This window comes from Pelagibacterium mangrovi, assembly GCF_036662815.1.
GTDB classification, from domain to species: domain Bacteria; phylum Pseudomonadota; class Alphaproteobacteria; order Rhizobiales; family Devosiaceae; genus Pelagibacterium; species Pelagibacterium mangrovi.
Genome location: NZ_JBAFXA010000003.1, coordinates 449,968 through 476,751 on the forward strand (window position 1 = coordinate 449,968; position 26,784 = coordinate 476,751).

The 26,784-nt window shown below is 62.9% G+C and carries 25 protein-coding genes; 17 read left to right on the forward strand and 8 right to left on the reverse strand.

What is annotated here, in order from left to right:
* Position 1: 1 nt before the first annotated feature.
* Positions 2–412 (forward strand): hypothetical protein, encoded by a 411-nt coding sequence (locus tag V4T21_RS07385; protein WP_332714964.1) that lies wholly within the window; start codon positions 2–4, stop codon positions 410–412.
* Here V4T21_RS07385 and V4T21_RS07390 read toward each other — a convergent pair.
* The 6 genes from V4T21_RS07390 to V4T21_RS07415 form a co-directional block, all read right to left on the reverse strand.
* A complete protein-coding gene (locus V4T21_RS07390; RefSeq protein ID WP_332714966.1) occupies positions 403–1,920 on the reverse strand; it encodes an aldehyde dehydrogenase (NADP(+)) in 1,518 nt (505 codons plus the stop codon). The two genes, V4T21_RS07385 and V4T21_RS07390, sit on opposite strands and share 10 nt — an antisense overlap.
* Positions 1,921–1,990: 70 nt before the next feature.
* Positions 1,991–2,596, reverse strand: a complete 606-nt coding sequence (locus V4T21_RS07395; RefSeq protein WP_332714968.1) for an ABC-type transport auxiliary lipoprotein family protein — start codon at positions 2,594–2,596, stop codon at positions 1,991–1,993.
* Between the two features lie 35 nt (positions 2,597–2,631).
* The gene (locus V4T21_RS07400) at positions 2,632–4,305 is read right to left on the reverse strand and encodes an MlaD family protein (RefSeq protein ID WP_332714970.1); all 1,674 of its coding nucleotides are present in this window, start codon (positions 4,303–4,305) and stop codon (positions 2,632–2,634) included.
* A gap of 3 nt (positions 4,306–4,308) precedes the next feature.
* Positions 4,309–5,106 carry an ABC transporter ATP-binding protein gene (locus tag V4T21_RS07405; protein WP_332714972.1) on the reverse strand — a complete coding sequence of 266 codons (798 nt, stop codon included), beginning with the start codon at positions 5,104–5,106 and terminating at the stop codon, positions 4,309–4,311.
* Positions 5,107–5,108: 2 nt separating this feature from the next.
* The gene (locus V4T21_RS07410) at positions 5,109–6,248 is read right to left on the reverse strand and encodes an ABC transporter permease (protein WP_332714974.1); all 1,140 of its coding nucleotides are present in this window, start codon (positions 6,246–6,248) and stop codon (positions 5,109–5,111) included.
* Between the two features lie 446 nt (positions 6,249–6,694).
* A complete protein-coding gene (locus V4T21_RS07415; RefSeq protein WP_332714976.1) occupies positions 6,695–7,558 on the reverse strand; it encodes a DMT family transporter in 864 nt (287 codons plus the stop codon).
* Between the two features lie 87 nt (positions 7,559–7,645).
* On the opposite strand from V4T21_RS07415, the gene V4T21_RS07420 reads away from it, so the two are divergent.
* The 10 genes from V4T21_RS07420 (at position 7,646) to V4T21_RS07465 (ending at position 19,089) form a co-directional block, all read left to right on the forward strand.
* On the forward strand, positions 7,646–9,046 hold the full coding sequence (locus V4T21_RS07420; protein WP_332715074.1) for an aminotransferase-like domain-containing protein: 1,401 nt from the start codon (positions 7,646–7,648) through the stop codon (positions 9,044–9,046).
* Between the two features lie 311 nt (positions 9,047–9,357).
* A complete protein-coding gene (locus tag V4T21_RS07425; protein WP_332714978.1) occupies positions 9,358–10,080 on the forward strand; it encodes a GntR family transcriptional regulator in 723 nt (240 codons plus the stop codon).
* A gap of 14 nt (positions 10,081–10,094) precedes the next feature.
* Complete coding sequence (locus V4T21_RS07430; protein WP_332714980.1) at positions 10,095–11,789, forward strand: M28 family peptidase; 1,695 nt, start codon at positions 10,095–10,097, stop codon at positions 11,787–11,789.
* Positions 11,790–11,881: 92 nt separating this feature from the next.
* Positions 11,882–13,453 carry an ABC transporter substrate-binding protein gene (locus V4T21_RS07435; protein ID WP_332714982.1) on the forward strand — a complete coding sequence of 524 codons (1,572 nt, stop codon included), beginning with the start codon at positions 11,882–11,884 and terminating at the stop codon, positions 13,451–13,453.
* A gap of 14 nt (positions 13,454–13,467) precedes the next feature.
* A complete protein-coding gene (locus V4T21_RS07440; RefSeq protein ID WP_332714984.1) occupies positions 13,468–14,412 on the forward strand; it encodes an ABC transporter permease in 945 nt (314 codons plus the stop codon).
* The gene (locus V4T21_RS07445) at positions 14,396–15,274 is read left to right on the forward strand and encodes an ABC transporter permease (RefSeq protein WP_332714986.1); all 879 of its coding nucleotides are present in this window, start codon (positions 14,396–14,398) and stop codon (positions 15,272–15,274) included. Before V4T21_RS07440 ends, V4T21_RS07445 begins: the two co-directional genes overlap by 17 nt.
* Before the next feature lie 10 nt (positions 15,275–15,284).
* Positions 15,285–15,983: an aspartate/glutamate racemase family protein gene (locus tag V4T21_RS07450; RefSeq protein ID WP_332714988.1), complete on the forward strand. Its 699-nt coding sequence runs from the start codon at positions 15,285–15,287 to the stop codon at positions 15,981–15,983.
* A gap of 3 nt (positions 15,984–15,986) precedes the next feature.
* Entirely contained in the window at positions 15,987–17,102 is a 1,116-nt protein-coding gene (locus tag V4T21_RS07455; RefSeq protein ID WP_332714990.1) for a mandelate racemase/muconate lactonizing enzyme family protein, read from the forward strand.
* A complete protein-coding gene (locus tag V4T21_RS07460) occupies positions 17,099–18,118 on the forward strand; it encodes an ABC transporter ATP-binding protein (RefSeq protein WP_440589636.1) in 1,020 nt (339 codons plus the stop codon). The genes V4T21_RS07455 and V4T21_RS07460 overlap by 4 nt, the downstream gene beginning before the upstream one ends.
* A complete protein-coding gene (locus tag V4T21_RS07465) occupies positions 18,115–19,089 on the forward strand; it encodes an ABC transporter ATP-binding protein (RefSeq protein WP_332714992.1) in 975 nt (324 codons plus the stop codon). The genes V4T21_RS07460 and V4T21_RS07465 overlap by 4 nt, the downstream gene beginning before the upstream one ends.
* Before the next feature lie 34 nt (positions 19,090–19,123).
* Here V4T21_RS07465 and V4T21_RS07470 read toward each other — a convergent pair whose 3' ends face one another.
* Positions 19,124–19,444: a hypothetical protein gene (locus V4T21_RS07470; protein WP_332714994.1), complete on the reverse strand. Its 321-nt coding sequence runs from the start codon at positions 19,442–19,444 to the stop codon at positions 19,124–19,126.
* A 96-nt stretch (positions 19,445–19,540) separates the two neighbouring features.
* Between V4T21_RS07470 and V4T21_RS07475 the strand changes: the two genes are divergently transcribed.
* The 6 genes from V4T21_RS07475 (at position 19,541) to V4T21_RS07500 (ending at position 25,430) form a co-directional block, all read left to right on the forward strand.
* On the forward strand, positions 19,541–20,446 hold the full coding sequence (locus V4T21_RS07475; RefSeq protein WP_332714996.1) for a helix-turn-helix domain-containing protein: 906 nt from the start codon (positions 19,541–19,543) through the stop codon (positions 20,444–20,446).
* A 32-nt stretch (positions 20,447–20,478) separates the two neighbouring features.
* Positions 20,479–21,327, forward strand: a complete 849-nt coding sequence (locus V4T21_RS07480; RefSeq protein WP_332714998.1) for a dihydroorotate dehydrogenase electron transfer subunit — start codon at positions 20,479–20,481, stop codon at positions 21,325–21,327.
* Entirely contained in the window at positions 21,321–22,262 is a 942-nt protein-coding gene (locus tag V4T21_RS07485) for a dihydroorotate dehydrogenase (protein WP_332715000.1), read from the forward strand. Before V4T21_RS07480 ends, V4T21_RS07485 begins: the two co-directional genes overlap by 7 nt.
* On the forward strand, positions 22,259–23,551 hold the full coding sequence (locus V4T21_RS07490; protein ID WP_332715002.1) for a hydantoinase/carbamoylase family amidase: 1,293 nt from the start codon (positions 22,259–22,261) through the stop codon (positions 23,549–23,551). Before V4T21_RS07485 ends, V4T21_RS07490 begins: the two co-directional genes overlap by 4 nt.
* 18 nt (positions 23,552–23,569) lie before the next feature.
* Positions 23,570–24,610 carry a dihydroorotase gene (pyrC, locus tag V4T21_RS07495; RefSeq protein ID WP_332715004.1) on the forward strand — a complete coding sequence of 347 codons (1,041 nt, stop codon included), beginning with the start codon at positions 23,570–23,572 and terminating at the stop codon, positions 24,608–24,610.
* 109 nt (positions 24,611–24,719) lie between these two features.
* Positions 24,720–25,430 carry an orotate phosphoribosyltransferase gene (locus V4T21_RS07500; RefSeq protein ID WP_332715006.1) on the forward strand — a complete coding sequence of 237 codons (711 nt, stop codon included), beginning with the start codon at positions 24,720–24,722 and terminating at the stop codon, positions 25,428–25,430.
* Positions 25,431–25,499: 69 nt separating this feature from the next.
* On the opposite strand, the gene V4T21_RS07505 is transcribed toward V4T21_RS07500, so the two are convergent.
* A complete protein-coding gene (locus V4T21_RS07505; RefSeq protein ID WP_332715008.1) occupies positions 25,500–26,783 on the reverse strand; it encodes a TRAP transporter large permease in 1,284 nt (427 codons plus the stop codon).
* Position 26,784 lies beyond the last annotated feature (1 nt).

A 26,784-nucleotide genomic window follows, 5' to 3' on the forward strand; every position in this document is an offset into this window, starting at 1 on the left:
GATGGCAGGCAAGACAGAGCAGTCGCGGAAACACAATGCGCAGGGAGAGCGGCTGGAATGGGTGGTGGCCACGATCAGTTCGGTGATCGTGCTCGCGCTGGTAGGGTTCATCCTCTACGAGGCCATTACCAGGACCGGACGGGAGCCCGATTTCCGCTTTACCATCGAAAAGGGCGTGGCGATGGCCGATGGCTATGCCGTGGAAATCGAAATCCACAATGATGGGCACGTCACCGTCTCGGACGTGCAGATCGAGGGCATAGCCCAGCCCGAAGGCGGGGAGAGCGAAACGAGCACGGTGACGCTCGATTATCTCCCCGCCGAAAGCAGCACCAAGGTCGGCCTGGGCTTTTCGGGAGCGGTGAACCCAGAGCAAATGAGGCTCCGGGTTATCGGGTACACTTATCCCTGAAGGTCTTGGGGCAGCAGGCCCTGGGGGATATTCTGGTAGCTGACCGGCCGCAGGAAGCGGCGGATGGCGAGGGTCCCGACCGAGGTGGCGCCGAAATTGGTCGAGGCGGGGTATGGGCCGCCATGCACCATGGAATCGACGACCTCGACACCGGTGGGGAAACCATTGGCGAGGACGCGGCCCGCCTTGCGTTCGAGGACCGGCATGAGGCGGCGGGCGAGATCGGTGTCGCCGGGCTCCATATGCAGGGTACAGGTCAACTGGCCGTCGAGGTTTCTGGCGATGGCGAGCATTTCATCGGTGTTTTTGGCGCGGACGACGATACCGAGAGGGCCGAAGACTTCTTCGCCGAGTTCATGGTTGGAGAGCCAGTTTTCGCCGGTCGTCTCGAAGAGGTAGGGCGTGGCGTTGCGCAAGTCGCAGGTGGAGGTGAGGACTTCACGGACGCCCGACGAGCCGGCGATGCGGTCTCGGCCCGAGCGGTAGGCGCCGGCGATGCCGTCGGTGAGCATGGTCTGGGGGCCGACTTCGGACAGCGCGGATTTTGCGGTCTCGATAAGGGTGTCGGCCTCGGGGCCTTCGATCACCACGGCGACGCCCGGATTGGTGCACATCTGGCCGGCGCTGGAGGTGAGAGAGCCGGCCCAGCCTTTGGCGATGGCCTCGCCACGGCTGCCGGCGGCTTCGGGCAAGATGAACATGGGGTTGACCGAGCCCAACTCGCCGAAGAACGGGATGGGCTCCGGGCGGGCGGCGCAGAGGTCGAACAGCGCCCTGCCCCCGCGCAGCGAGCCGGTGAAGCCGACGGCCTTGATCAACGGGTGCTGGACGAGGGCAGCACCGACATCGTTGCCACCGCCCTGAACGAGAGAGAAGACGCCGGGGTGCAGGTCGAGCTTTTCGCGGGCGGCGTTGATGGCTTCGGCGACGATTTCCCCCGTGCCCGGATGGGCGGCGTGGCCCCTGACTACGACGGGGCAACCGGCGGCAAGGGCGGCCGCCGTGTCGCCGCCTGCTGTCGAGAAAGCCAGCGGGAAGTTGGAGGCGCCGAACACCGCGACCGGGCCGATGGGGCGCTCGATGAGGCGAATATCGGGGCGTGGGAGCGGCTTGCGATCGGGAAGCGCTTCATCGTGGCGGCGGTCGAGATAGTCGCCCTTGCGGATGTGGGCGGCAAAGAGGCGGAGCTGGCCGGTGGTGCGGCCACGCTCGCCTTCCAGGCGGGCCGATGGCAGGCCCGTTTCCTGGGTGCCGATTTCGGTGATTTCAGCGGCCCGCGCTTCGATTTCGTCGGCGATCAGATCGAGGAATTGGGCGCGGGTTTCGCGCGGGGAATAGCCATAGGACCAGAACGCATCCTCGGCGGCTTTCGCCGCGCGGTCCACGAGTTCGGGCGTGGCCACGGCGAATTGGTGGCTGGGGCCGGTCGCGGGATCGGACGCGAAGGTCCCTGCCCCATCAACCCATTCGCCAGCGACCAGATGCTTGCCGTGCGGCGTGAATCCCATGGTTCTCTCCCTCCTGACTCGATCAATAAGTATGATTTATTGGAGTCGTCGGCCTATAGCAAGATGGAGATCAGGCGCGGGCGGCGGTCCAGCTCACGATCTGGCGCAAAAGGCCATCGAGAGCCGAATTGAGCGCGGCGACGACTTGAACCTGATCGAGCGAGGCGGAGGGTACGTCAGCCGAGAAAGTCTGGCTGGCGATGACGTTGCGGCTGCGATCATCGACGAGCTGGATCGCCAGCGACACGCGGGCCAACGCGCTGCCGGTGGTGGTATCGAGCTCGAAGGCGCGGATGTCGGTGGAGAGGATGACGTCGAGGGCGATGGGATCGGTGGGCTTGCCGATATTGGTGACGCCGGCATCGCGGAAGGTTTGCAGCATGCGGGCCTGTACCAGCAGCGGCAGGGTGTCGGACCACTGAGAATCGCTGAGATAGGAGAGGACGCCGCCGGGCTGGCGTACGACGATGCGCTGGGTATCGTATGTGGCGACTGTCGAAGGCTCGCGCACGACGATGGCGCGATTGGACCGGCGCGGTACGGCGCCGGGCGAACCGGGGGTGAGGTCATAGGTGACCGGGGCGCTGGCACCGAGGCTCAAACAACCGGCCAGGGTAGAGGTCAGGCCGATGGCGGCGACGGAAAGAAACGCGCGGCGTCCGAGTTTGGCTGTCATCTGACTCTTCCCTTGTTTTATCGTTTGTCGCGCAATCAGGGCGTGAAATCGCGCACCGTTTCACCGCCGAACACCAGGGACTGCGGATTGCGCTCGATTTGTTGCATAACGCGGTTGAACAGCTCAAGGCTCCGAACTGCTTCATTGGCAAGCGTCTGATAGGCGCCCAAGCCGTTATTAGTGAAGCCGACGATGCCGTCGGAAATGGCCGCCGTGCGTGCATCGAGCGCATTGGCGAGGCTTTCGATGGAAACGGCGGCATCGGAGATATCGGCGATGAAACGCTGGCCTTCCGGCGAGGAGGCGATGGTGTTGAGCCGGTCGGACAGATCGCGGATGGACGTGGCGGCGGCGCTGAAATCGGCAAAGAGGGTCTGGCCGTCGTCGGACGCGACCATGGCGTCGACACGTTCGATGAGCTGGCGGAGCGCGGCGGCGGTATCGCCGATTTCCCCGAACAGCATCCTGCCGTCCTCGGTGGTGATCATGCCGTCGATGCGGGCGATGATGGTATCGGCCCGCTCGGTGGCGTTGCCCAGGGTTTCAGTGAAGGCACGTGTGTTGGTGAGGATCTGATCGACATTGGCGGCGTTGTTGCCCAGTGCCTGGGAGAAGGAATCGATATTGTCCATGGCGCGGGCGATCACGTCCGGATCGACCGACGCTGTCGCCCTGTCGATCAGGTCGAGCGTGCCTTGCAGACCATCGGAAACGCCCGAAAGGTTGCTGGCGAGCGAGCGGGCATCCGTGAAGAAGCCTTCCATATTGTCGTTGTTGTTGGCCAGTGTCTGGGCAAAGCTTCCGATATTGGCGACGGTCGAGCGCACCTCGTCGGGAGGGATGGCGGCAACGATTTCGCGCACCTGAACCGTCAAGTCGCGCAACTCGTCGGCGAGCGGGCCGATGCGCTCACTAGTTTCGGTCATCGAGGAGAGAAAACCGTCGATGGATTCGGAATTGGACGCGAGGGCCGCCGAGAAGGTTTCGGCATTGGCGATGGTGGTGGAAAGGCTCTCGCGGTTTTCCGAAACCAGCAGTTCGAGTTCGGAAAACGTGCTCGATACGCTTTCCAGGGTGTCGGTGAAATCGGCAACAACCGCGTTGAAGTCGAAATCGCTCACGCCCCCTGCCCCTTCGACGAGCTGGGCGAGGCCGGCGGAGAGCTGGTCGATATTGTCCAGGGTCGAGGCGAGGCTTTGCTCGTTATCGGCGAAAAACCCGTCGATGCGGGCGAAGGTGGATTCGGCGCTGGCCACGATATCGCGGGCGCCTTCCATGATGAGCTGGAAATCGGACGCCTCGCCAATCATGGTGGGTAGGGTTTCGCCCGGGCGGGGCTCGAGCCGACCCGCTTCGAGCGTTCCGCCCAGAAGCTGGATATTGGCGATGCCCGTCAGCCCCTGAACTTCGAGGATGGCGCGCGTGTCGTTCATGACTGGCGCGTCCGCTTCGACGCCGATGCGGGCCACGACCTGATTGGGGTCTTCGGGATTGATGGCGACCGCTTCCACGGTGCCGACCGGCAGGCCGTTGAAGAGCACGTTGGTGCCCGCGTTGAGTCCGGTCACCGCGCCGTCGAAGACGATACGGTATGCGGTGCGCTCGCGAACGGCATCGGCAATGGAGAACCAGTAGATGAAGCCCATGAACCCGACGATCACCAGGGTCACGAAAGCGCCGACGATGGCGTAATTAGCTTTGTTTTCCATCGTTCACCTCTGCTCCGAAGAGCGATCCAACTCACTCAAATGTCTGGCGCGCGGCCCGTGAAAATATTCGACCAGCCAAGGGTCGTCGGCGGCCAGAAGTTCCTCCATCGTGCCAACCTGCAAGAGCCGGCCGTTGCCCAGCGCGGCTATACGGTCGCAAACTGTGACGAGGCTGTCGAGATCGTGGGTCACCATGTAAACGGTCAGGCCCAGGGCATTCTTGAGGCTGAGCACGAGTTCATCGAACTTCGCCGCGCCGATCGGGTCGAGGCCGGCGGTCGGCTCGTCGAGGAACACGATGTCGGGATCGAGGGCGAGTGCACGGGCCAAAGCGGCGCGCTTGATCATGCCGCCCGAAAGCTCGGAGGGGTAAAGGTTCTCCGAGCCGGGGTTGAGGCCCACGAGGTCGATCTTGAAGCGGGCGATCTCGCGGCGGAGTTTTTTGGGAATGTCGGAGTGCTCACGCATGGGGAATTCGACGTTTTCGAGCACAGTGAGCGAGGAAAACAGCGCGCCTTGCTGGAAAAGCACGCCCCAGCGGCGTTCGATGGCGACGCGCTCCTTATAGGGGAGGCCGGCGTAATCCTCGCCCAGAACCTCGATGGTGCCTGCCGTCTTGGGCAAGAGGCCGACGATGGTGCGCAGCGTGACGGACTTGCCCGAGCCCGAAGGGCCGATGATGCCCAGCACCTCGCCACGGCGGACATCAAGGCTGAAACCGTCGATGACCTTGCGGTCGCCAAAGGCCACGACGAGGTCGCGGATGGAGATGATGGGATCGGGGAGTGTCATATCGGCCATGACTAGAACCCGATGGCCGCAAAGAACATGGCGAAAAGGCCATCGGCGACGATGACGAGGAAGATGGCCCGCACCACCGAAGCCGTCGTGTGACGGCCCAGGGACTCGGAGCTGCCGGCGACCTTGAACCCTTCATTGGTGGCAACCAGCCCGATGATGACCGCCATGAACGGCGCTTTTACGAGCCCGACCATGAGGGTGCGCATGTTGAGCGCGTCCTGAAGGCGATCGAGAAAGATATCGAGCGGGATGCCGCCATAGATGAGCGCAACGATGGCCGCCCCGGCCAGCCCGGAAAGCGCGCCGATGAAGGCCAAAAACGGCAGGCCGATCAGAAGCGCCAGCATGCGGGGCAGGATGAGAACCTGATAGGGATCGACGCCCATCACCGAGAGGGCATCAAGCTCCTCGCGCATGCGCATGGAGCCCAGTTCGGCGGTGATGGCCGAACCCGAGCGGCCCGCGATCATGATCGCGGCGAGTAGCAGGCCGACCTCGCGCAGCATGAGGATGGCGGCCAGATCGACGACGTAGATGCCCACGCCGAAATTGTTGAGCTGGAGGATCGATTGCTGGGTGATGATGGCACCCACGACCACCGAAATCAGCACGACGATGGGCACGGCGCGCAGGGCGATCAGATCGAACTGGTTGGCCACCGCCGCGAAGCGGAACGGAGCGCGCAGGGCGAGGGTCGACGCCGCCGCCGTGAGCGTGCGACCGAGGACGGCATGGATGGCCACCAGATCGCCCAGCGCATTGTAGGTCATCCGCCCCAGGCCATCGAAAGGGCGCAATATCCAAGGGAGTCTGGCGGGACGCTCGACCTCGTGCATTTCGACGGAATTGACGTGGGACAGCAATGCGGTTTGCGCGGGACTGGCGCCGACGATGGAGGTTTGAACCCCATGCCCGAACGCATCGCGGCGGCGGACCAAGAGCCAGGCGCCAACCGTATCGAGGGCGACAACGTCGCTGAGATCGAATTCGAGCTGGCTGGGGGCCGCGACGCCGGCAAAGGCGGAATCGATGCGCGACTGGATCTGCTGGGTCCGGCGGGTGGTCCACGCCCCCGAAAGCCGCGCCACGGCCTTTCCGTCGGCGCTCGACACTTCGATCTGCGGCTCTCGGTCTTCGCTCATCAGTACGGAACTGTCCTCGGCAAGCGGCCCAAGACATTCAGTTAGCACGCCGATTTGCCGTTGTCACAATGCGGCAGCCTCAAGGCGGCGTGAGCCGCCAAAAGGCTGGAGAGTGATGCATTTGTGCACGTTTGGGCGGCGTGTGCGGCAGCCGGTTTACCGCCGGGAGGAACCGGCCGTTCCGCGAGCGCCGCGCAGGAACATAACGGTCAACGCTCCGATTATGGCGCCGACCCAGAGTCCGGCGACAAAGCTCCAAATGCTCATTTTCTTACCCCCTACCCCCCGACGGGTCATTTTACTGATCGGGAATAAGCACGAGTGAAAACCGTCATGCAATATCTATTGGTAAACCGGCGTTAACTTAAGCCGATCCGTATAACATTTTATATGTTCGCCCGAGAACTTCCCAGCGTTTACTTTGCGGCCGGGTGCGGAGATGAGCGCTATTTGGCGAATCGTCGGGCTCCCGCGACGCACAGGATTACCGCGACGGTGACCACCAGCATTATGGGCGTCACCGCCTCGCGCAGCAGTGTGGCGGCGAGAGCGAGGCCGAAAAAGGGCTGGAGCAGTTGGAGCTGGCCCACCGCCGCGATGCCGCCCTGGGCAAGGCCGCGATACCAGAAGACGAAGCCGATCAGCATGGAAAACAGCGAGACATAGGCGAGGCTGAACCACGCCGGGGCATCGATGCCGGCAAAGGTCGGGGGGAGATAGACGACGGTGAGCACCGCCATGATGGGCAGGGAGATAACCAAGGCCCATGAGATCACCTGCCAGCCGCCGAGCGTGCGCGAGAGCCTACCGCCTTCGGCGTAGCCAAGCCCGCACACGATGATGGCGGCAAGCATCAGGATATCTCCAAGGGGTGAGGCCGAGACGCCTTGCGAGAGTGCGAACCCGGCGACGAGGGCGCTGCCGGCGACCGAGAAAATCCAGAAAGCGGGACGGGGACGTTCGCCGCCCCGGATGACGCCGAAGATGGCGGTGGCGAGCGGCAACAGGCCGATGAAAACGATGGAATGGGCCGAGGTGACATGCTGCAGCGCCAGAGCGGTGAACAGCGGGAAGCCGACGACGACACCGAGGGCGACGATCAGCAGAGAGGCGAAATCTGCCCGCGACGGTCGCTTCTGCCGGAAGACGACGAGCAGAGCGAGCGCCAGCAAGCCTGCGATTGCCGCCCGCGCGACGGTGAGGAATACCGGATCGAACTGCTGCACGGCAACGCGAGTGGCGGGCAAGGAACCGCTGAAAATGATGACCCCAATGAGACCGTTGATCCAGCCGCTGGCAGACCTCTCCATGGCATACTCCTTTCGATTGCACGGGTTTATGGACCGCGAGCGGCTGGTTTTGCCAGATACGGTGCAGTACGATATGGACGAACTGTACTGGATCGAAAGGCAATACGGATGGGTGCGCGGACGGAACTGGTGATCTCGACGATCCGCCAACGCGTCGTGGCGCGCAGTCTCGTGCCCGGCGCGCGCGTGCCTTCGATCCGGCGACTGGCTTCGACGCTTGGGGTTTCGGCATCGACGGTTGCCGGGGCCTTTGAGCGGCTGGTGGCGGAGGGTGTGATCGTCTCGCGGCCCGGCTCAGGGTTTTACGTGGCCCATCAGACCGCGCCGCTGTCACTGGCGGAGGCCGGTCCCAAGCTGGAGCGGGCCGTCGATCCGTTCTGGATTTCGCGACAATCGCTGGAGGCGGGAGACGGCGATCTCAAGCCGGGGTGCGGATGGCTGCCGCCATCGTGGTTGCCCGAGGACGGGATGCGGCGCGCTTTGCGCACGATAGCGCGCGGGCCAGTTGCCGATCTTTCGGACTATGGCACGCCGCTCGGCCTGCCCGCATTGCGCCAACTCATCGCGCGACGGATGGGCGAGCGTGGGGTGGAAGCGGCGCCGGACCAGATCATGCTCGTTGAATCAGGAACGCAGGCGATAGATCTGTTGTGCCGGTTGCTGATCGAGCCCGGCGACACTGTATTGGTCGACGACCCGTGCTATTTCAATTTTCATGCGCTGCTGAGGGCCCATCGCGCGCGGATGGTGAGCGTGCCCTATACGCCGAACGGGCCCGATATCGAGGCCCTGGCGGCGGTGCTGGCCGAGCACGGGCCCCGGCTCTACATCACCAATTCGGCGATCCACAATCCGACCGGGGCGACGCTTTCGCCGGCCGTGGCGCACCGGGTGCTCAAGCTGGCGGAAGAGTTCAGGCTAACCATCATCGAGGACGAGATATTCGCCGATTTCGAGCACAGCCCTGCCCCGCGACTGGCGGCGTTCGACGGGCTGGACCGCGTGGTCCAGATCGGGAGTTTTTCCAAGACGCTCTCGGCGTCGGCACGGTGCGGCTATATCGCGGCGCGGCATGACTGGATGGAGGGGCTGATCGACCTCAAGATCGCGACCTCGTTCGGCGGTGGGCGACTTAATGCCGAGCTGGTGTTCGCCGTGCTCAGCGATGGCGGGTATCGCAAGCATATGGATGGGCTTCGCCGCCGGCTGGCCAGATCGATGTTCGATGTCGGCGGGCGATTGAGGACGATCGGGATCGAACCCTGGGTGCAGCCGCAGGCGGGGCTGTTCCTATGGTGTCGCCTGCCGGATGGGCTCGATGGCGCGCAGGTGGCGCGGGATGCGCTGGCGCGAAATGTCGTGTTGGCGCCGGGGAATGCCTTCAGCCTTTCACAGTCGGCCGCCGGCTACATGCGCTTCAACGTTTCGCAGATGCTCGATGAGCGCATTTTCGATGTCTTGGGGTCCGTGGTGAGTGTTCGACGGTAATTCCGACACCCCGATCGCGACATTTTTGCACACCCTTCGAGACGCATGACAGCGGCTGTTGGCGAACACAAAAAGCGTCTTGATCGATCACGCTTGGGTCAAAAGTACGTACTTTTATTTTTGCGATCAAAACTTGTTCAGTCTGGCATCGCTGCATTTTTTGTAAGCACAAGCGCTTGACGATACTGCGGAATTCCGCTTGCATTCACACATCAAAGTCGATCGAGCGGGCCGATTATTTCGGTTTGATGACGGCTGCGAATGAAATTTTCGAGGGGTCGGAGATTTTGTTCGTACAAAGGAGGATTCGTGTGAACAGGGTGGACACGCGGCGGTCGACGCCGCTGCATCGGCAATTGGCGTCGGTCATGCGCGGGCGCATCGCCTCGGGCCAATATGCCGTGGGCACGACCATTCCCACCGAACAGACGCTCGCCCAGACGTTCAGTGTCAGCAGGGCCACGGTGCGGCAGGCGATCAAGTCGCTGACCAGCGAAGGGCTGCTCAAGGCCAAGGCCGGGGTTGGAACGCTGGTCATTCGGGCGCAGGCGCCGGTGAAGTCGGCGACGCTGCGCGGACTGACCGAGGATCTGCGCCTGCAGGGCATCGCCACATATGCCCGCACACTTTCCGCCGAATTCGAGAATGCCACCCCCGCCATCCGCGAAGCGCTGGAACTGCGCGACGAGCGCGTGCTGCATCTGGTGCGCCTGCGCGATATCGCCGGCTCGCCACTGGCACTGCTGAATTCCTACATCCCGGAATCCGTCGGACTCAAGCCGGACGAGAATTTCTCCGGGCCTCTCTACGAGCTGGTCGAGCGCAGCCACCGCCTGCACATCATCTACGGCAAGGACGTGATCGGGGCGCGAGTGGCGAGCGCCAGGGAGCGCGAACTGCTGCAGATCACCGACGACACGCCGGTCCTCACCATCCGTCGCACGGCCTATCTCGAATTCGACCGGCCCATCGAATACGTCGAGGCGGCGATCCGGGCCGATCTCTACGAATATAACGTTACCCTTAGTAGATAAAGGACTGATCTTAAATGAGTAATCTCACTACGGAGCTTCTCGGTTCCATCTCGGTCGACGAGATGTGGAAGCATCTGGAAAAACTGTGCGAGTGGGACCGCAGCACCGGCACGGAGGGCGAGCTCGCCGCCGTCGATTACGTCAAATCCGTCCTCGAGTCCTATGGTCTGCCGGTAACGATCCACGAATACCGCGCCTATATCTCGCACCCGATCAAGGGCGGGCTCGAGGTCGAATTCGGCGGCGAGAGGCATTCGATTGCCGCCAAGACCCGCGCGTTCAGCGCCAACACCCCCGCCGAAGGCGTTTCGGGCGCGCTGGTTTCCATCCAGGGCGGCAAGAACATGTTCAAGGCCGACAATGCCGTGAACCTGATTTCGCCCGAAACCGTGGGCGGCAAGATCGTCATTTCGGAATCGGGCTCTCGCGGCTCGATGCTGGCGGCAAAGAACGCCGGCGCACTGGGCTACATCCACATGTGGCCGAGCGATGAAGACGTGATCCACGAGGGTATCGTGACCCCTGTGTGGGGGACGCCGACGCCGGAATCGGCGGGCAACATCCCGAACTTTCCGATCATCTCGATCAAGCACAATGACGGCGTGCGCCTGCGCGAAGCGCTGGAAAAAGGCGAAGTCAACGCAACGCTCCATTCGGTGACCAAGACTGGCTGGGCCAATGTCAGGATGCCCTCGACAGAGATCGCGGGCAGCGACGACGATTTCGTGCTGGTCGCCGGCCATATCGACTCCTGGCACTACGGCGCGACCGACAATGCCACCGGCAACGTCTCGTGCCTGGAACTGGCACGCGTGCTCAAGGAGCATCAGTCGGAATTGCGCCGTGGCGTAAGGATCGTCTGGTGGGTCGGGCACTCGACGGGCCGGTATTCGGGTTCTACCTGGTATGCGGACAACCATTGGGACGAACTGGATTCCAACTGCGTCGCCTATATCAACATCGACTCCCCCGGCTCACTCGGCGCCACCGATTATTCGGAAGTGACCGCCGTGCCCGAAACCGCCGCGCTGGTGACCGACGCGGTTGTGGAACTGACCGGGCAGACGCCCAATATCGACCGTCCGATGCGGGCCGGCGATCAATCGTTCTGGGGTGTGGGTCTGCCCTCGCTGTTCATGCTGCTCTCGAACCGCCCCGAAGGCCAGCGCGCCGCCGTTGGCGGGTGCGGCATGGGCTGGTGGTGGCATGCCGAGGAAGACCTTGTCGACAAGGCCGACCGCGACGTGCTGCTCAAGGACACCAAGATCTACGCCCACGCCCTGCTGCGCCTGACGCAGGACGAGGTGCTGCCGCTCGATCTCGCCGCGCAGGTCGAAGACCTCACGGCGCAGGTCAACGCCATCGCGCAAGAGGCTGGCAGTCATATCGATCTTTCGAGCGTCGTGGCCAATCTGGGCACGCTGGGCAGCGAGCTGGCCAAGATCAAAGGGATGGCCCCGGCCGAAGCGAACGAAGCAATCAAGACCGTCTCGCACGCGCTGACGGCGCTCTCGTTCACCTATGGCGACAGGTTCGACCACGATCCAGCCATGCCGCTGCCTGCTTTTCCGACGCTTGATGGCGCCAAGAAGCTCGCCAAGCTCGATCCGGAATCCAACGATTACGGGTTCCTGCGCAACCGATTGGTCCGCAACCGCAACATGGTCAACCATGAAATCAAGCGGGCAATCGCGGCCTGCCGGGGCTAAGCGTGCATAACGCGACGACGGCCGGGCGGCCCCCCACCGCCCGGCCCCTACAAAAACAAGACAAAGCAAATATCAAAGAGAGGATACGAACGATGCTTAGACTCGCCGCAGGGCTTGCGGCATTGGCCATGATACTGCCGGGCGCGCTGCCCGCACAGGCTCAGACGACGGGTGGCACCTTCAGCCTGCCCATCAATGATGACCCGCAGATCTGGCCGGTTGCCGGTGGTCTCTACAACATCCTCGTCAACAAGGTCGTCTATAGCGGGCTGGTCCGCTATGACCTCGAAACGCTCGAGCCGGTCGGCGACCTCGCCGAAAGCTGGGAAGTGTCCGAGGACGGGCTAACCTACACATTCACACTGCGCGACAACGTGCTCTGGCACGATGGCGAGCCGTTCAACGCGGACGACGTGGTCTACACGATCAACGAAATCTGGACCAATGACGAGGTGCCCTACTACCTCGCCAACAATTTCCGTCTGATCGAGGAAGCGACCAAGGTCGACGACTTCACGGTGGATATCACGCTCAGCGAGCCCCAGCCCTCGCTGCCGGTGCTGATGGGCTACAACGCCGCCGTGCTGCCCGAGCATCTGCTGTCTAGCCTCACACCCGAGCAGTTGGTCAATCCGACAGAATTCCTCCAGAACCCGGTCGGGACGGGTCCGTTCAAATATGTCGAATATTCGCCCGGCGCATATGTCCAGCTTACCCGCAACGAGGACTATTTCGACGGTGTGCCGCATCTGGACGCCATGACGTTCCGGATCGTGCCCGACGCCAATGCTCAGCTTGCGCTGCTGCAATCGGGCGAAGTGGACCTCGTGGTGATCGAGCCGTTCCAGCTCGAAGCCATCGAGAACAACCCCAACGTCCAGATTCAGAGCGTGCCGGTGACCCGTCACGAATTCATCGCGATCAACAACGGGGTCGAGGCGCTTTCGGACGTCAACGTCCGCAAGGCATTGACCATGGGGCTCGACCGCGAGACCCTGCTGCAGGCGGTGTTTGCCGGACGCGGCACGGTTGCGACAGGTCCGTTCGCGCCATCGGTAGCTTGGGCTTACGACGACACCATCGAGCCCCTGCCCTACGATCCGGAAGCGGCTGCTGCCCTGCTCGACGAAGCGGGCTGGGTTGCCGGTGCGGACGGCGTCCGCGCCAAGGACGGCGTGCCGTTGAGCTTCACGCTGCTCTACGACCCTTCCAACCCCACGCGTGCCCGCACGGCGCTGATCGCGCAGCAGCAATGGGGACAGTTGGGTATCCAGATCGGGTTCGAAACCTCGGAATACCGCGCCATCGTCGAGCGTATCCGTCAGGTGCCTCCGGGGTATGAGCTCAACCCCAACTATTTGATCGCTCCGCCCGATCCCGACGGCATCGCCAACTACTATCTCTCGGACTCGCTGGCCAACTCCTGGGCTTACAAGAACGAGGAAGTGGATACGCTACTCAACGAAGGCGCCCAGATCAGCGATCAGGCGGCTCGTGCAGAGATCTACAAGCAGGTCCAGGCGATCGTGCACGAAGAACAGCCCAATGTCTTCACGGTCTATCCGGACGAAATCCAGGCCCTCAGCGCCGCCGTCGAGCGGTTCCCCGAGGCCGGATATCGTGATGCCTTGGGCTGGGCGCACCTGATCTCAAAGACCCAGTAAAGGCAGAAACGAACGTGGTCCGGTATTCCATCCGCAGAATAGTCGAATCGACGGCTCTGATCCTGGTCATCACCATGGCCACGTTCGCGCTCATCAGCTCGGCCCCTGGCGGGCCGAGCATCCTTCTCGACCCCAACATGACGCCCGAGGACACAGAACGGCTTCGGGCTCTCTATGGGCTCGATCGCCCGATCTACGAGCAGTATTTCCGCTGGCTTTGGCAGGTGCTGCAAGGAAATCTGGGCTTTTCGCTTGGGGTGGGCCGGCCCGTGGCCGAGCTCATCGCCGGGGCGCTGCCCGCCACGTTGCTGCTTTCGGGACTGGCACTTCTGGTTGCCGTGCTGGTCGCCGTTCCCCTCGGCATCGTGGCGGCCGTCCGGCGCAATAGCTGGATCGATCGGACCCTGACCACCGTCAGTTTCTTCGGCCTCTCGCTGCCCGTCTTCTGGTACGGGCTGATGCTCATCATCATTTTCGCGGTGATACTGCGATGGTTGCCGGCGGGCGGCATGTTCACGCCCGGACAGGCTTCGCTGCTCGATCTGGCGCTCCACCTCATCCTGCCGGTGATTGCGCTCTCGACCTCGCTGATGGCGGAACTGGTACGCTACACCCGCTCGACGATGATCGGCGTGTTGCGCCAGGATTATGTGCGCACCGCCCGGGCCAAAGGCCTCGCCGAAAAAGTTGTGATTACCCGCCACGCGTTCCGAACGGCGATGATCCCGGTGGTCACGCTGCTGGGATTGCTCATTCCCCGGCTGATCGGGGGCGCGGCGGTGACCGAAACCGTCTTCACCTGGCCGGGCATGGGACGGCTGGCCGTATCCGCCGCCTTCAACCAGGATTTTCCCACCATCATGGGCATCACGCTGGTGATCTCGGTGACGGTGGTCATCTCCAACCTCATCGTCGACCTCCTCTACGCAAAGTTGGACCCCCGTGTCAGCTATCGATAAGACAACCGCCCTCGCGGGCAAGCGCTCGACCTCGCCGCTGGCCCGGAGCTGGCGCAGCTTCTGGCGGCGGCCGGGCACCGTGATTTCGGTGATGATCCTGGCGATCCTCACGCTGGCGGCGATCTTCGCGCCGTGGATCGCGCCGTACGAACCGGCAGAGCTCGACATGTTCAACATGCTCGCGGGCCCGTCGGCCACCCACTGGCTGGGGACGGACGAGAACGGCCGCGACATCCTCTCGCGCCTGATCTATGGCGGGCAGGCCTCGCTGTCAGTGGGGTTGGCAAGCGTCGCGGGCGCCGTGATCATCGGGGCGACACTGGGCGGATTGGCCGGCTTTCTGGGTGGCTGGGTGGATTCGATCATCAGCCGGTTCATCGACGGGATGCTGTCGATCCCGATGTTCTTTTTCCTCCTGACGACGCTGTCGCTGTTCGGCTCCTCGCTGACCAATCTGATCATCGTCATCGCAGCGACGACCTGGATGCCGGTGGCGCGCATCGTGCGCGGGGAGATCGTCGCCAATCGCGAGCATCAGTATGTCGAAGCGGCGACGGCGCTGGGTGTGCCCAAGCTGACGATCCTGTTCCGCCACGTGCTGCCGCAATCGACACCTTCGATCATCGTCGCGGCGACGCTGGGGATCGCCGAGGCGATCATCGTGGAATCGGCGCTCTCCTATCTCGGGTTCGGCGTGCGGCCGCCTACCCCCTCATGGGGCAACATGCTGGCCGATGCGCGCGGCTACATTTTCCAGAACCCGGCAATGACCGTCTACCCGGGGGCGCTGATCTTCATCTGCGTCCTTGCTTTCAACACCATCGGCGACGCCCTGCGCGACGCGACCGATCCTCGCAAATAGGACCCTCATCATGCGTATCTGCTTTCTGGGCACTAATGAACGGCTCGATTACCTGAAAGGGCATGCGAGCCCCGGCGTCGAACTCGACAACATGGCCGATTTCGCCGGCAAAGCTTCGCGTCCCTCTTCGATCGAAAGCCGCATGGAAGAGATCGAACTGGCCCAATGGGTGATCGAGCGGACCATCGAGGCCGAGCGGCGCGGGTTCGACGCGGTCATTACCGGGTGCTTTGCCGATCCGGGTGTCGACGCGGCGCGCGAACGGGTGCGGATTCCGGTGATCGCACCGGGCGAGACCGCGCTTTTGACAGCCCGCATGCTGGCGCACCATTTTTCGGTGATTACCCCCCTGACCCAGACGATTCCCATTGCGCGCGAGCAGGTGCACAAGGTGGGGATCGAGCGGTTCGTCGCGTCCATCCGTCCGTTCGGCGTGGCGGTGGAAAAAATCCGCGACCGCGATCCCGAAACCATCGACAGGCTCGTCAAGCTGGGGCGCAAATGCGTGGAGGAAGATGGCGCGGAGGCTATCGTCTTTGCCTGCGCGAGCATGTCGCTGCTGACCGATATCGTGGAACCGCAGATGGGGGTGCCGTGCGTCAATTCCGTGCGGCTGTCTCTGCGTGCGGCCGAGATGCTGGTGGGAGCGGGACTGATACATAGTCCGGTGACGTTCCCCATGCCGGTCAAACTCGAACATCAGGCGTAAACGATGCTGATCCGTTCCGTCGACGTCGCCATTGCCGAACTGGCCAACGAGACGCTTAAGACTTCCTATGGGTCGAACGTTACGACCCGGCGCCACATCTTCGTTGCGGTGACCGCCGCCGACGGGACCACCGGGTATGGCGAGGGCTCTCCCCTGCCCCATTTCAGCGGCGAGCGCGCCGACGAGATGAAAAGCGTCATCGAAGCCGTGTTCGCGCCAGCGTTGATCGGGCTAGAGGTGTTTGCGACAGAGCGGGCGCAACTGGCGCTGGAAAAAGCCTTGCCGCACCATCACGCCTCGAAGGCCGCGCTGATCAATGCGCTGATCGACCTTCAGGGCAAGCTGGCCGGCCTGCCGGCGGTCGCGTTGCTGGGCGGGGCGATTTCGAACAGAATTCCGGTGGGCGGGGCCGTGGGAATCGAGGAGCGCGAGGTTGTCGCGGCGCGGGTTCGGGAATTGTGGGCGCAGGGGATCAGGACGTTCAAGTTCAAGATCGGCGCCGATGTTTCCCGTGATATCGAAGTGATCCGCATGCTGCGGGGGGAATTTCCCGAGGATTTGGAAATCCGGGCCGATGCCAATGCGGGATTCACCTTTCCCGAGGCGCAGCAATTTTTGCGCGCCGTGGCGGATTTCCGGCTGCAATATCTCGAACAGCCACTGAAGCCGCATGATCGCAAGGGATTGGCGCGGCTGCGCGAGTTCGGGACGCGGATCGCGGCCGATGAGAGCCTGTTCGGGCTCGAGGATGCGTTCGAGCTGGCAGCGGAACGGGCGGTGGATGTGTTCATCGTCAAGCTGATCAAGCTCGGTGGGCTGCATCAGGCACGCAAGGCCGTAGCGCTGGCCGAGGCGGCGGGGATCGCCTGCGTGGCGGTGAGCCCATACGAGACGGCGCTTGGCGTTGCGGCCAATCTGCATCTTGCGGCGACGTCGACGGCGTTTCCGTTTGCGGCGGAGCTGGGCGTTGGGGTTTCGTCCGTGGCGCTGGAGGGCAGCGACTCCATTGTCGTCGAGAATGGATTCGCCCTGCTGCCCGACAGGGCCGGATTGGGGATCGGGGTGCCGGCATCGCTGTTCGGCGCTGCGTCGCCCCCAATAGCCGGAGCGGTTGTATGATTGGTGGCGAACCGCTTCTCTCGATCAGGGATCTTCGGACCTATTTCGATGCGGATGGAGAAACCGTGCGCGCCGTCGACGGGCTGAGCCTCGATGTCGGCTATGGGGAGACCGTGGCCATCGTGGGCGAATCCGGTTCGGGCAAGTCGGTGACGAGCCTTTCGGTCATGCGCCTGCTCGATCCGGCCAACAGCCAGATCGCGGGCGGACGCATTCTGTTCGAGGGCTCCGATCTGCTCACCAAATCGGCCGACGAGATGCGGGCCATTCGCGGCAACGAGATTTCCATGATCTTCCAGGAGCCGATGACCAGTCTCAATCCGGTCTATACCGTGGGTGAGCAGATCGCCGAAGCGGTGCGGCTGCATCAGCGGCTCTCGCCCGCCAAGGCGATGGACCGGGCCGCCGAGATGCTGGACCTGGTGGGGATTTCCGAGCCGCGCAAGCGGCTGGGCGTGTTTCCGCACGAAATGTCGGGGGGCATGCGGCAACGCGTGATGATCGCCATCGCGCTGTCGTGCAATCCCAAGCTGCTGATCGCCGATGAGCCGACCACGGCGTTGGACGTAACGATCCAGGCGCAAATTCTCGACCTGATGCAGACGCTGCAAAAGCAGGTGGGGATGTCGATTTTGTTCATCACCCACGATCTGGGAGTGGTCGCCGAAATCGCCGACAAGGTGGTGGTGATGTATGCGGGGCGGGCCGTCGAGGACGGGCCGGTGGATAAAATTTTCGCGCAGCCGCGCATGCCCTATACCGCCGGGCTGCTGCGCTCGGTGCCACGTGTGGACCGGGACGCTGAGCATCAGGAACGGCTTTATGCCATTCCCGGCAACATTCCGGCGCCGACGAATCTGCCCGATGGGTGCAGCTTCCATCCGCGGTGCGACTATTGCCAGCCTCGATGCGTTGCCGCGCTTCCTCCGCTCGATGCCGTCAACGCGCAACATCGGGTGAGGTGCGTGCGTTGGGATGAACTCGACCTTCGCAGTGTGGAAGGAGCACGAGCATGAGCGCCCCTGCCCCGCTGCTTGAAATCGAAAACCTTTCCAAGCTCTATCCGGTGAAGGCCGGGCCCTTCTCGCGTAGCCGGGAAACCGTGAAGGCGGTTCAGGATTTCAATCTCGATATCCGCAAGGGCGAGGTGATCGGGCTGGTCGGGGAGTCCGGATCGGGCAAGACGACGCTGGGGAGATCGATATTGCGGCTGGTCGAGCCGACTGCGGGTGCCGTACGATTCGATGGCGTGGACATCACGCAATTGGGGCCGGCCCAGATGCGCGAATATCGGTGCAAGATGCAGATCATCTTTCAGGACCCGTTCGGGAGCCTCAACCCGCGTTTTACCGCCGAGCAGATCATCGGCGAGGCGATCGACACCCATAAGCTGGCGAAGACCAAGGCGGAGCGGCGCGAGCGAGTCGTCGAGCTGCTGGAAAAGACCGGGCTCAACCCCAGCCATCTGACGCGCTATCCGCATGAATTTTCGGGCGGGCAGCGTCAGCGCATCGGGATTGCGAGGGCGCTGGCTGTCGGGCCGCAATTCATCGTGGCGGACGAGCCGGTTTCCGCGCTCGACGTTTCGGTGCAGGCGCAGGTTCTCAACCTGCTGCGGGACCTCAAACAGGACCTCGACCTCACCATGCTGATGGTGGCCCATGATCTGGGCGTGGTGGAATATGTCTCCGACCGTGTGGTGGTGATGTATCTGGGGCGGATCATGGAGGTGGCGCCGGCGCGCAAGCTCTACGCCAACCCGATGCACCCCTATACGCGGGCGCTGCTATCGGCCGTGCCGGTGCCCGACCCGACAAAACGCCGGACGCGCACGATCCTCAAGGGCGAAATTCCGAGCCCGATCCATCCGCCCTCGGGATGCGTGTTCCGGACGCGGTGTCCGCTGGCGGTCGAGGATTGCGCCAAGGTCGTCCCGCCGCTCGAGGCGGTGAGCGAGGGGCATTTCAAGGCTTGTATCAGGACCTGATTTAAGGCTGGCGCGAGCGCCAGCCTTTATCGATTCAGTTCGTCTTGACGCCGGGCAGGTCGAAGGTTGCGACCATGTTGGCGAAGGCGAGCTTTTCGGCATCGGACGCCGAGACGATTTCGGACGCTTTGGCGAGAAGCTCGCGGAACTGGACGATTGCCCCGCTGGCATTGTCGACGGGCAGCGGCTCACCCTCATAACGTGCAACGAAACGAGCTGCGACGCGCCCGAGCAGCGCGAGAATGGCGGCGTTGGCGGCATCCTCGCGCGCGAGCTGCTGGGCCTTGCGGTGAAATTCGGCGTAGGTCCGAATGCCGCCGTTCTGCTCGTTTAGCCATGCGTAGAGGTCGTGCACACCAAGTCTCCTATCGATTGTGCCCGGCGCCCAGTTCTCTGGACACCGGAAACCGGCGTGTATATCAAAAGTGAGACGCTGAGAAAAGGGGACGGGATGTCGATCCAGTTTGAGGAAATCGGACGGCGCCTGCGGGCATACCGCATCGGCAAAAACCTAAGCGCTGACGACATTGCCACCCATCTGGGCATATCGCGTGCTGCGGTCTATCGGCTGGAGAAGGGCGAGATCGTCAAGATCCAGATTCTCGAGTCGATTTCCAAATTTTTGGACGTGTCCCTGCCCTCTCTGCTCGGCGTCGGTGTCGAGTATTACAGCAACGCATTGTCGTTTTTTGAACGCATGCGGCAATTGGAGGAAAAATCCCTCCACCTTCTGGGTAATTTTTCCCCGGTTTCGTCGCTGCTCCTGTCGTCGGACTATATGGACTATCTGCGGCTGATGCTGATCGAGGCCATTTCCGATGCCGTGGCCGACCGCGACAGGGAAATCGCCGCCATCGACAAGATTCTCGGCCTTTTGAACGAACGCCGGGTCAGCGTCGAACGGCGGCGGGTGCCGGTGGTTTCGATCATCGGCAGCCAGGATATCGAGCGCTTCCTGCTGCTCGGGCTGGTGGGACGGTTCGACCTGCCGACCGAGGTGGTTACCGAGCGGCGCGCGGCGGCGCGCCGGGAGGTGGAGCGTCTGTGCGAAACCATGGCGCGCCAGCCGATCGGCACGCAGATCGGTATCGTCGATGGTCAGCCGCCGAGCCAGACGTTCCAGATCTATGAGCGCGAGGGCGATTCAGCCGTGACGCTCTCGCCCTATAGACTCGGGGATCAGCCCAATATCTCCTCGGGTATCGCCATCGTCACATCCGCTCCCGAGGCGGTGCGGCACTTCAAGGAAACGCTGGACACCCAATGGGCAGCGGCGAAAAAGGGCGTCGACGGGGCGCAGATGCTGCGGCGGATTCTCGAGCGCACGGCCAACGGCCAGTCCAACGGCGGGAATTGACAAGACAGCGCGGTTACAGCATTGTCTCAAAAATGAGACAGCACAGTATTGCCGCCGTTCCGCCGGTTGCGGACGCCTTTTCAGCCGAGGTTGCAGACACCGCAGCGCGGGTGGTCGCGAACGACTGGGTCAACGCAGAATACAAGCTCATCGTGCTCGATGCGCCCGGCCTTGCCGCGAGCGCCGAGGCCGGGCAGTTCTTCAACATCGAATGTCCGGCTGTAGGCGAGGACAAGCCGTTTTTCCGCCGGCCGATGAGCACTTATGCCGCCGATCCGGAAACGGGGCGGGTAGAGTTTCTTTATAAGGTGGCAGGTGCGGGAACACGTGGTCTCGCAGCGCTGGAGCCCGGCGAGACGACACGCATTCTGGGACCGCTCGGGGTGGGGTTCACCCTGCCCGACGATGTGCGTTCGATCGTCGTGCTGGGGCGCGGCGTCGGGTTGGCGACATTGGCGCCGTTGGCCGAGATGGCGCGCGAGCGCGGAGTAGCCGTGACGGCAATCGTCAGCGCGCGTGGACCCGAGCAGGTTCTGTCGGTCGAACGTTTTCGGGCGGCGGGGGCCGATGTGGAAATCGTGCTCGATAGCGACGGCACCAGCGACATGACCAATGTGGAAGCCGTTCTGCGGCGGCTGCACGCCGAAGGCCGGGCCGATGGGTTTTACACCTGCGGGTCGAACCGGCTGATGCTTTTGATGCAGAAGCTGGCGCACGAAATGGGCATCTATGGCGAAGTCGCCATGGAGCAGCAGATGGCGTGCGGGTTGGGCATGTGCTTTTGCTGCGTGCGCAATTTCAATGTCGAGGGTGAAATCGTCTCCAAGCGCGTCTGCTGGGACGGGCCGGTGTTTCCGTTGGCGGAGGCGACCTCATGGTAGATCTTGCCGTCGACATGGGCCGGGGGCTGGTGCTGGCCAATCCGGTGATGCCCGCTTCGGGGACATTCGCCGAGGGGCTGGCCAAGGTTGTCGACCTCAACGGACTGGGCGCGCTGGTGACCAAGACGATCACTGCCGAGCTGCGCGGGGGCAATCCGGTGCCACGCGTGTCCGAAGTGGGCAATGGGATGCTCAATTCGATCGGGATTCCGTCCAAGGGAATCGATCATTTCCTCGATGAGACCCTGCCCTTCTACCGCCGGTTTTCGAGCCCGCTGATCGTTTCGATTTCGGCGCCGACGGTGGGCGAATTCGCTCGGGCCGCCGAGCGGCTCAATGTCGAGGGGATCGCAGGGATAGAGGCCAATATCTCGTGCCCCAACATCGAGGAAGACGGCAAGGCGTTCGCCATGCGGCCCGGCACGACCGAGCAGGCCGTTTCGGCCATGCGCAAGGTGACGGACCTGCCCCTCTGGGCCAAGCTCACACCCAACACCGGCGACATCGCCGCCGTGGCGCGGGCAGCCGAAGCAGCGGGCGCTGATGCGCTGGTGGTGGCCAATACGATATTGGCCATGAGCGTCGATATCGAAACCATGCGCCCCACCCTGGGCAATGTGATGGGCGGGCTTTCGGGACCGGCGGTGAAACCGATCACGCTGCGCATGACGTATCAGTGCGCGCGGGCGGTCGATATTCCGGTGATCGGGTGCGGCGGGATCGCGAGCGCCGAGGACGCTGTGGAATATCTGCTGGCCGGCGCGCGCGCCGTGCAGGTGGGCACGGCGACGTTCGTCAAGCCCGGAACCATGGACGAGGTGATCGCCGGGATCGCCGCCTATTGCCGGCGCAAGGGATTCAATCGCGTGGTGGAGATGATCGGCGCGCTCAACGCCGATATGTTGGTGCCCGATGTGATGGAGGCGGCGCAATGAACGTCGCCTCTCCCGTGCCCGAGATCGATTGGGCCAATCTGGACTCCGAGCACGCGCTGGCCGATGTGATCTTTTCTGAATTGGCGCGCGAGACCGGGGATGGCGTGGGCATCACGCGCGAGTGCTATTCGGATCGCGAGGATGCCGCGCTGGGGATTTTTTCCGCCGTGGCGAAGGCGCATGGGCTACTGATCGACACCGACGCCGCCGGTAATCTCGTGGTGCGAGCGCCCGAAGACGATGGCTCGCGGCCCGCGCATTATATCGGATCGCATGCGGATTCGGTGCCCCAAGGCGGCAATTACGACGGGGCGGCGGGGATCGTTGCGGGGCTGATCTGCCTTATACGACTGCGCGAAACTGGGCGGGAATTGACGACGCCAGTGCGCGTGCTGATGCTGCGCGGCGAAGAGAGCGCGTTTTACGGGCGGGCCAATATCGGGTCGCGGGCTCTGTTCGGGATCATCGACAGCAAGGACCTCGCCGCCCGCTCGCGCGGCGTCGGCCGGACGCTGGCCGAGGCGATGGAAGCTACGGGGATCGATATCGAACCGATACGCGAGCGCCGGGCACTGTTCGACGTTTCCAGGGCGGCGAGCTATCTGGAACTGCATATCGAACAGGGGCCGGTGATGACCGACCGTGAATTGCCGGCCGCCGTGGTCTCGGGCATTCGCGGCAATCTGCGGCATCGGCGGGTTGTGTGCCGGGGTGAAGCGGGCCATTCCGGCACCATTCCGCGCTGGCTGCGCAAGGACGCGGTGTTTGCCTTCGCCGATCTGGTGGGGCGGCTGGACGAGCACTGGCGCGTGCTGCTTGAACGAGGGCTCGATCTTGTCGTTACGACGGGAATCGTGGGCACCGATCCTGACGAGCACGCCATCAGCCGTATTCCGGGGGAGGTGATGTTCTCATTCGAGGTGCGCAGCCAAAGCCACGATACGCTGGAAGGGTTCTACGAGCTGTTCCGCTCCGAATGCCGGGCCGTGGGGCAGCAGCGGGGCGTGGTGTTCGAATTCGACGACCGGGTGTATACCGAACCGGCCCGGATGGATGGCAAGGTCATCGAGATGCTATCGAAGGCCGCCGCCGATTGCGGGCTCGATCCGCAGACCCTGCCCTCGGGCGCCGGGCACGATGCCGCGGTGTTCGCCAATGCCGGCATCCCATCCGGGATGGTGTTCGTGCGCAACGCCAATGGCTCACACAACCCGCACGAGGCCATGGACATCGACGACCTCATCAAAGGCACCGATGTGCTTTATAAGGCCGTGACGTCCGCCAACTGATTCAGAGGTTTTTTAGCCATGCGATCGATCACCCTGCGCAAGCCTGTCGACCTGCATGTCCACTTCCGCGATGGCGCGGTGCTGCAATCGGTGGTGCCCTATACGGCGCGGCAGTTCGAGCGGGCTATCGTGATGCCCAATCTGGTGCCGCCGGTGACGACAGCCGCTATGGCTGTCGACTATCGCAAGCGGATCATGGCGGCGGTGCCCGAGGGCGTCGATTTCACGCCGATGATGACGTGCTATCTCACCGACGCGACCGATCGGGGTGATCTGATCGTCGGGTATCGGGATGGGATTTTCGCAGCGGCCAAGCTCTATCCGGCGCATGCGACGACCAATTCGGCGCATGGGGTGACCTCCATCGAAGGACTCGATCCGGTGTTCGCGGCGATGGCCGAGGCTGGGATGCCGCTTTTGACGCATGGGGAGTTGGTGCATCCGGAGGTCGATATCTTCGACCGGGAAGCGCGGTTTATCGACGATATCCTGGCCCCCCTGCTCGACCGGCACCCGACGCTGAAGGTGGTGATGGAGCACATCACGACCGAACAAGGGGCGCAGTTCGTCGCGGGCGGTGGCGAGAGGCTGGCGGCGACGATCACGCCGCAACATCTGCTCTATGACCGCAACGTGCTGTTCGGGGGTGGAATCAGGCCGCATTATTATTGCCTGCCGATCCTCAAGCGCCGCACGCATCAGCTTGCGCTGCGCAAGGCGGCGACCAGCGGATCGGCCAATTATTTCCTGGGCACGGATACGGCGCCGCACCTGAAACATCTCAAGGAAGCCGCTTGCGGGTGCGCCGGAGTTTTCTCGGCTCCTGTGGCGGTGGAAGCCTATCTCAAGGTGTTTGCCGAGGAAGGTGCGCTCGATAAATTCGAAGCCTTCGCGTCGCTCAACGGGCCGGCCTTTTATGGCTTTTCGCCATCGGAAACGCGCGTCACCTATGAGGAACGGGCCTGGACCGCGCCGGAAAGCGTTTCGGTTGAGAACCGGGAAATTGTTCCCCTGTTTGCCGGCGAGCGAGTTGACTGGGCTTTAAACCAGAGGTTATAGCGAACCGGTTGCACTCAAAGATAACCGCCGTGGCGGCGCTGGACCTTCCGTCTGGCGGCTGCGATTTTGCGCGACCGCACAAAAGACAGATCAAGGGACCCTCATAAATATGAGCACACTGCGCCTCAGCGACGACAAGAAGGCCATCGCCCGGCAGACCGCCCGGATGATGCTTGAAATCAACGCCATCCATTTCAACGCCGAGCATCCCTTCGTCTTTACGTCAGGTTGGGCGAGCCCGGTCTATGTGGATTGCCGCAAGCTCATCTCCTATCCGCGCCTGCGCTCGGCGCTGATGGATCTCGCCGCGCACACCATCGCAACCGAGATTGGGTATGAGTCGATCGACGTCATCACCGGCGGCGAAACGGCGGGCATTCCTTTTGCCGCCTGGATCGCCGACAAGCTGATGCTGCCCATGCAGTATGTGCGCAAGAAAGCCAAGGGCTTCGGACGGAACGCTCAGATCGAGGGTGAAGTGGTGACCGGGGCGCGCACGCTGCTGGTCGAGGATCTGGCGACGGACGGGCGCTCGAAGGTGATGTTCGCGGACGCGCTGCGCAAGGCGGGCGCGCAGGTGGACCACTGCTTCGTGGTGTTCTTCTACGACATTTTCCCCAAGAGCCACGATCTGATGAAGGAGCTCGGGATCGAGCTGCACTATCTGGCGACGTGGTGGGACATTCTCGATGCGGCCAAGGAATCGGGCCATTTCGACGCCCACACGCTCAATGAAGTGGAAAGCTTCCTCAACGATCCGGCGAGCTGGTCGTCGGCTCATGGCGGCATTTCCGAATTCGCGCCGGCCAGCAAGGGCTGAACGCTTCAAAGCTGTAAATGAAAAGGGCCGCCCCGATGGGCGGCCCTTTTTTGTGCCGATGATTGTCGATCAGGGCGCCAGAAGGCGCGGCAGGAACATCGAGATGTCCGGCAGATAGCTGATGATCAACAGAGCCAGAAGGTTGACGGCAATGAACGGCATGATGCCGGAAATGATCTTGGTTACTGACTCCCCGAGCGTCGAGGAGGCGACAAATATATCGAGCCCGAAGGGCGGCGTTATCATGCCGATGCAGGTGTTGAGGCAAACGATGATGCCGAAGTGGATCGGGTCGATGCCGAAGGCCTGAGCCACGGGGAACAGTGCCGGCACGAGGATCAGCATTGTCGAGTTGGGATCGATGAACATGCCGGCCACAAGGAACAGCAGGTTGACGATCAGGAGAAATACGATCCAGTTGGCATCGATGGCCTCAAGAAAATCGATGACCATGGTCGGCAGTTGGGCGAGCGTTATGAAATAGGCGACGATCGATCCCATCGCCAGAAGCACGAAGATGCTACCCGTGGTGATCGCGGCGCCCGTGGCAACCCGGAAGACATCCCGAAGGCCCATATGGCGATAGATCACGACCTCCACCAACAGCGCGTAAGCCACGCTGACCGCAGCCGCTTCGGTGGGGGTGAACAGGCCTGAATAGATGCCGCCCAGCATGACGACCGGCAAGCCGACGGCCCAGATGCTGCGTCCGATGACCTTGAAACGTTCGCTCCAGGGCATGGGGGCGTCGCCGGTCAACCCATTGCGATACGCATATAAAAGTACGTAAACGCAAAAGATCAGCGAGAGGAAGATGCCCACCACTAGACCGGCGGCGAAGAGGGACGCCACCGAAGTGCCTGTAAGCCAGGCATAGATGATCAGGGTGATCGAAGGCGGGATCAGGAGCGCGACCTCGGCCGATGAGACGATCAATCCGAGTGAAAACTTGTCGGAATAGCCCTGGCGCTTGAGTTCGGGATAGACGATGCCGCCCAGCGCCGCGACAGTGGCCGGGGCTGAACCGGAGACCGAACCGAAGGCCGCGGCGGTCGCAACCGTCGTAAGGCCCATGCCGCCGCGCCGATGACCGAGAAAAGCGCCGACCAGGCCGGTGAGATGGCGAGCGATCGAACCCTTGGACATGATTTCGGCGGCGAAGATGAAGAACGGAATGGCGAGCAGCGTCGAATGGTTGATGCCGCCGACGATGCGCTGGCCGTAGATGAGGTCAGGCATCGTGGAATAGAAAAATTCCTTGGTGAGAATTCCCGGCAGGCCGAGAACGATCAGCATCTCGAAACCGAGGAACAACAGCGCCATAGCGCCGATGAGGATTGCTGCGATCAACATC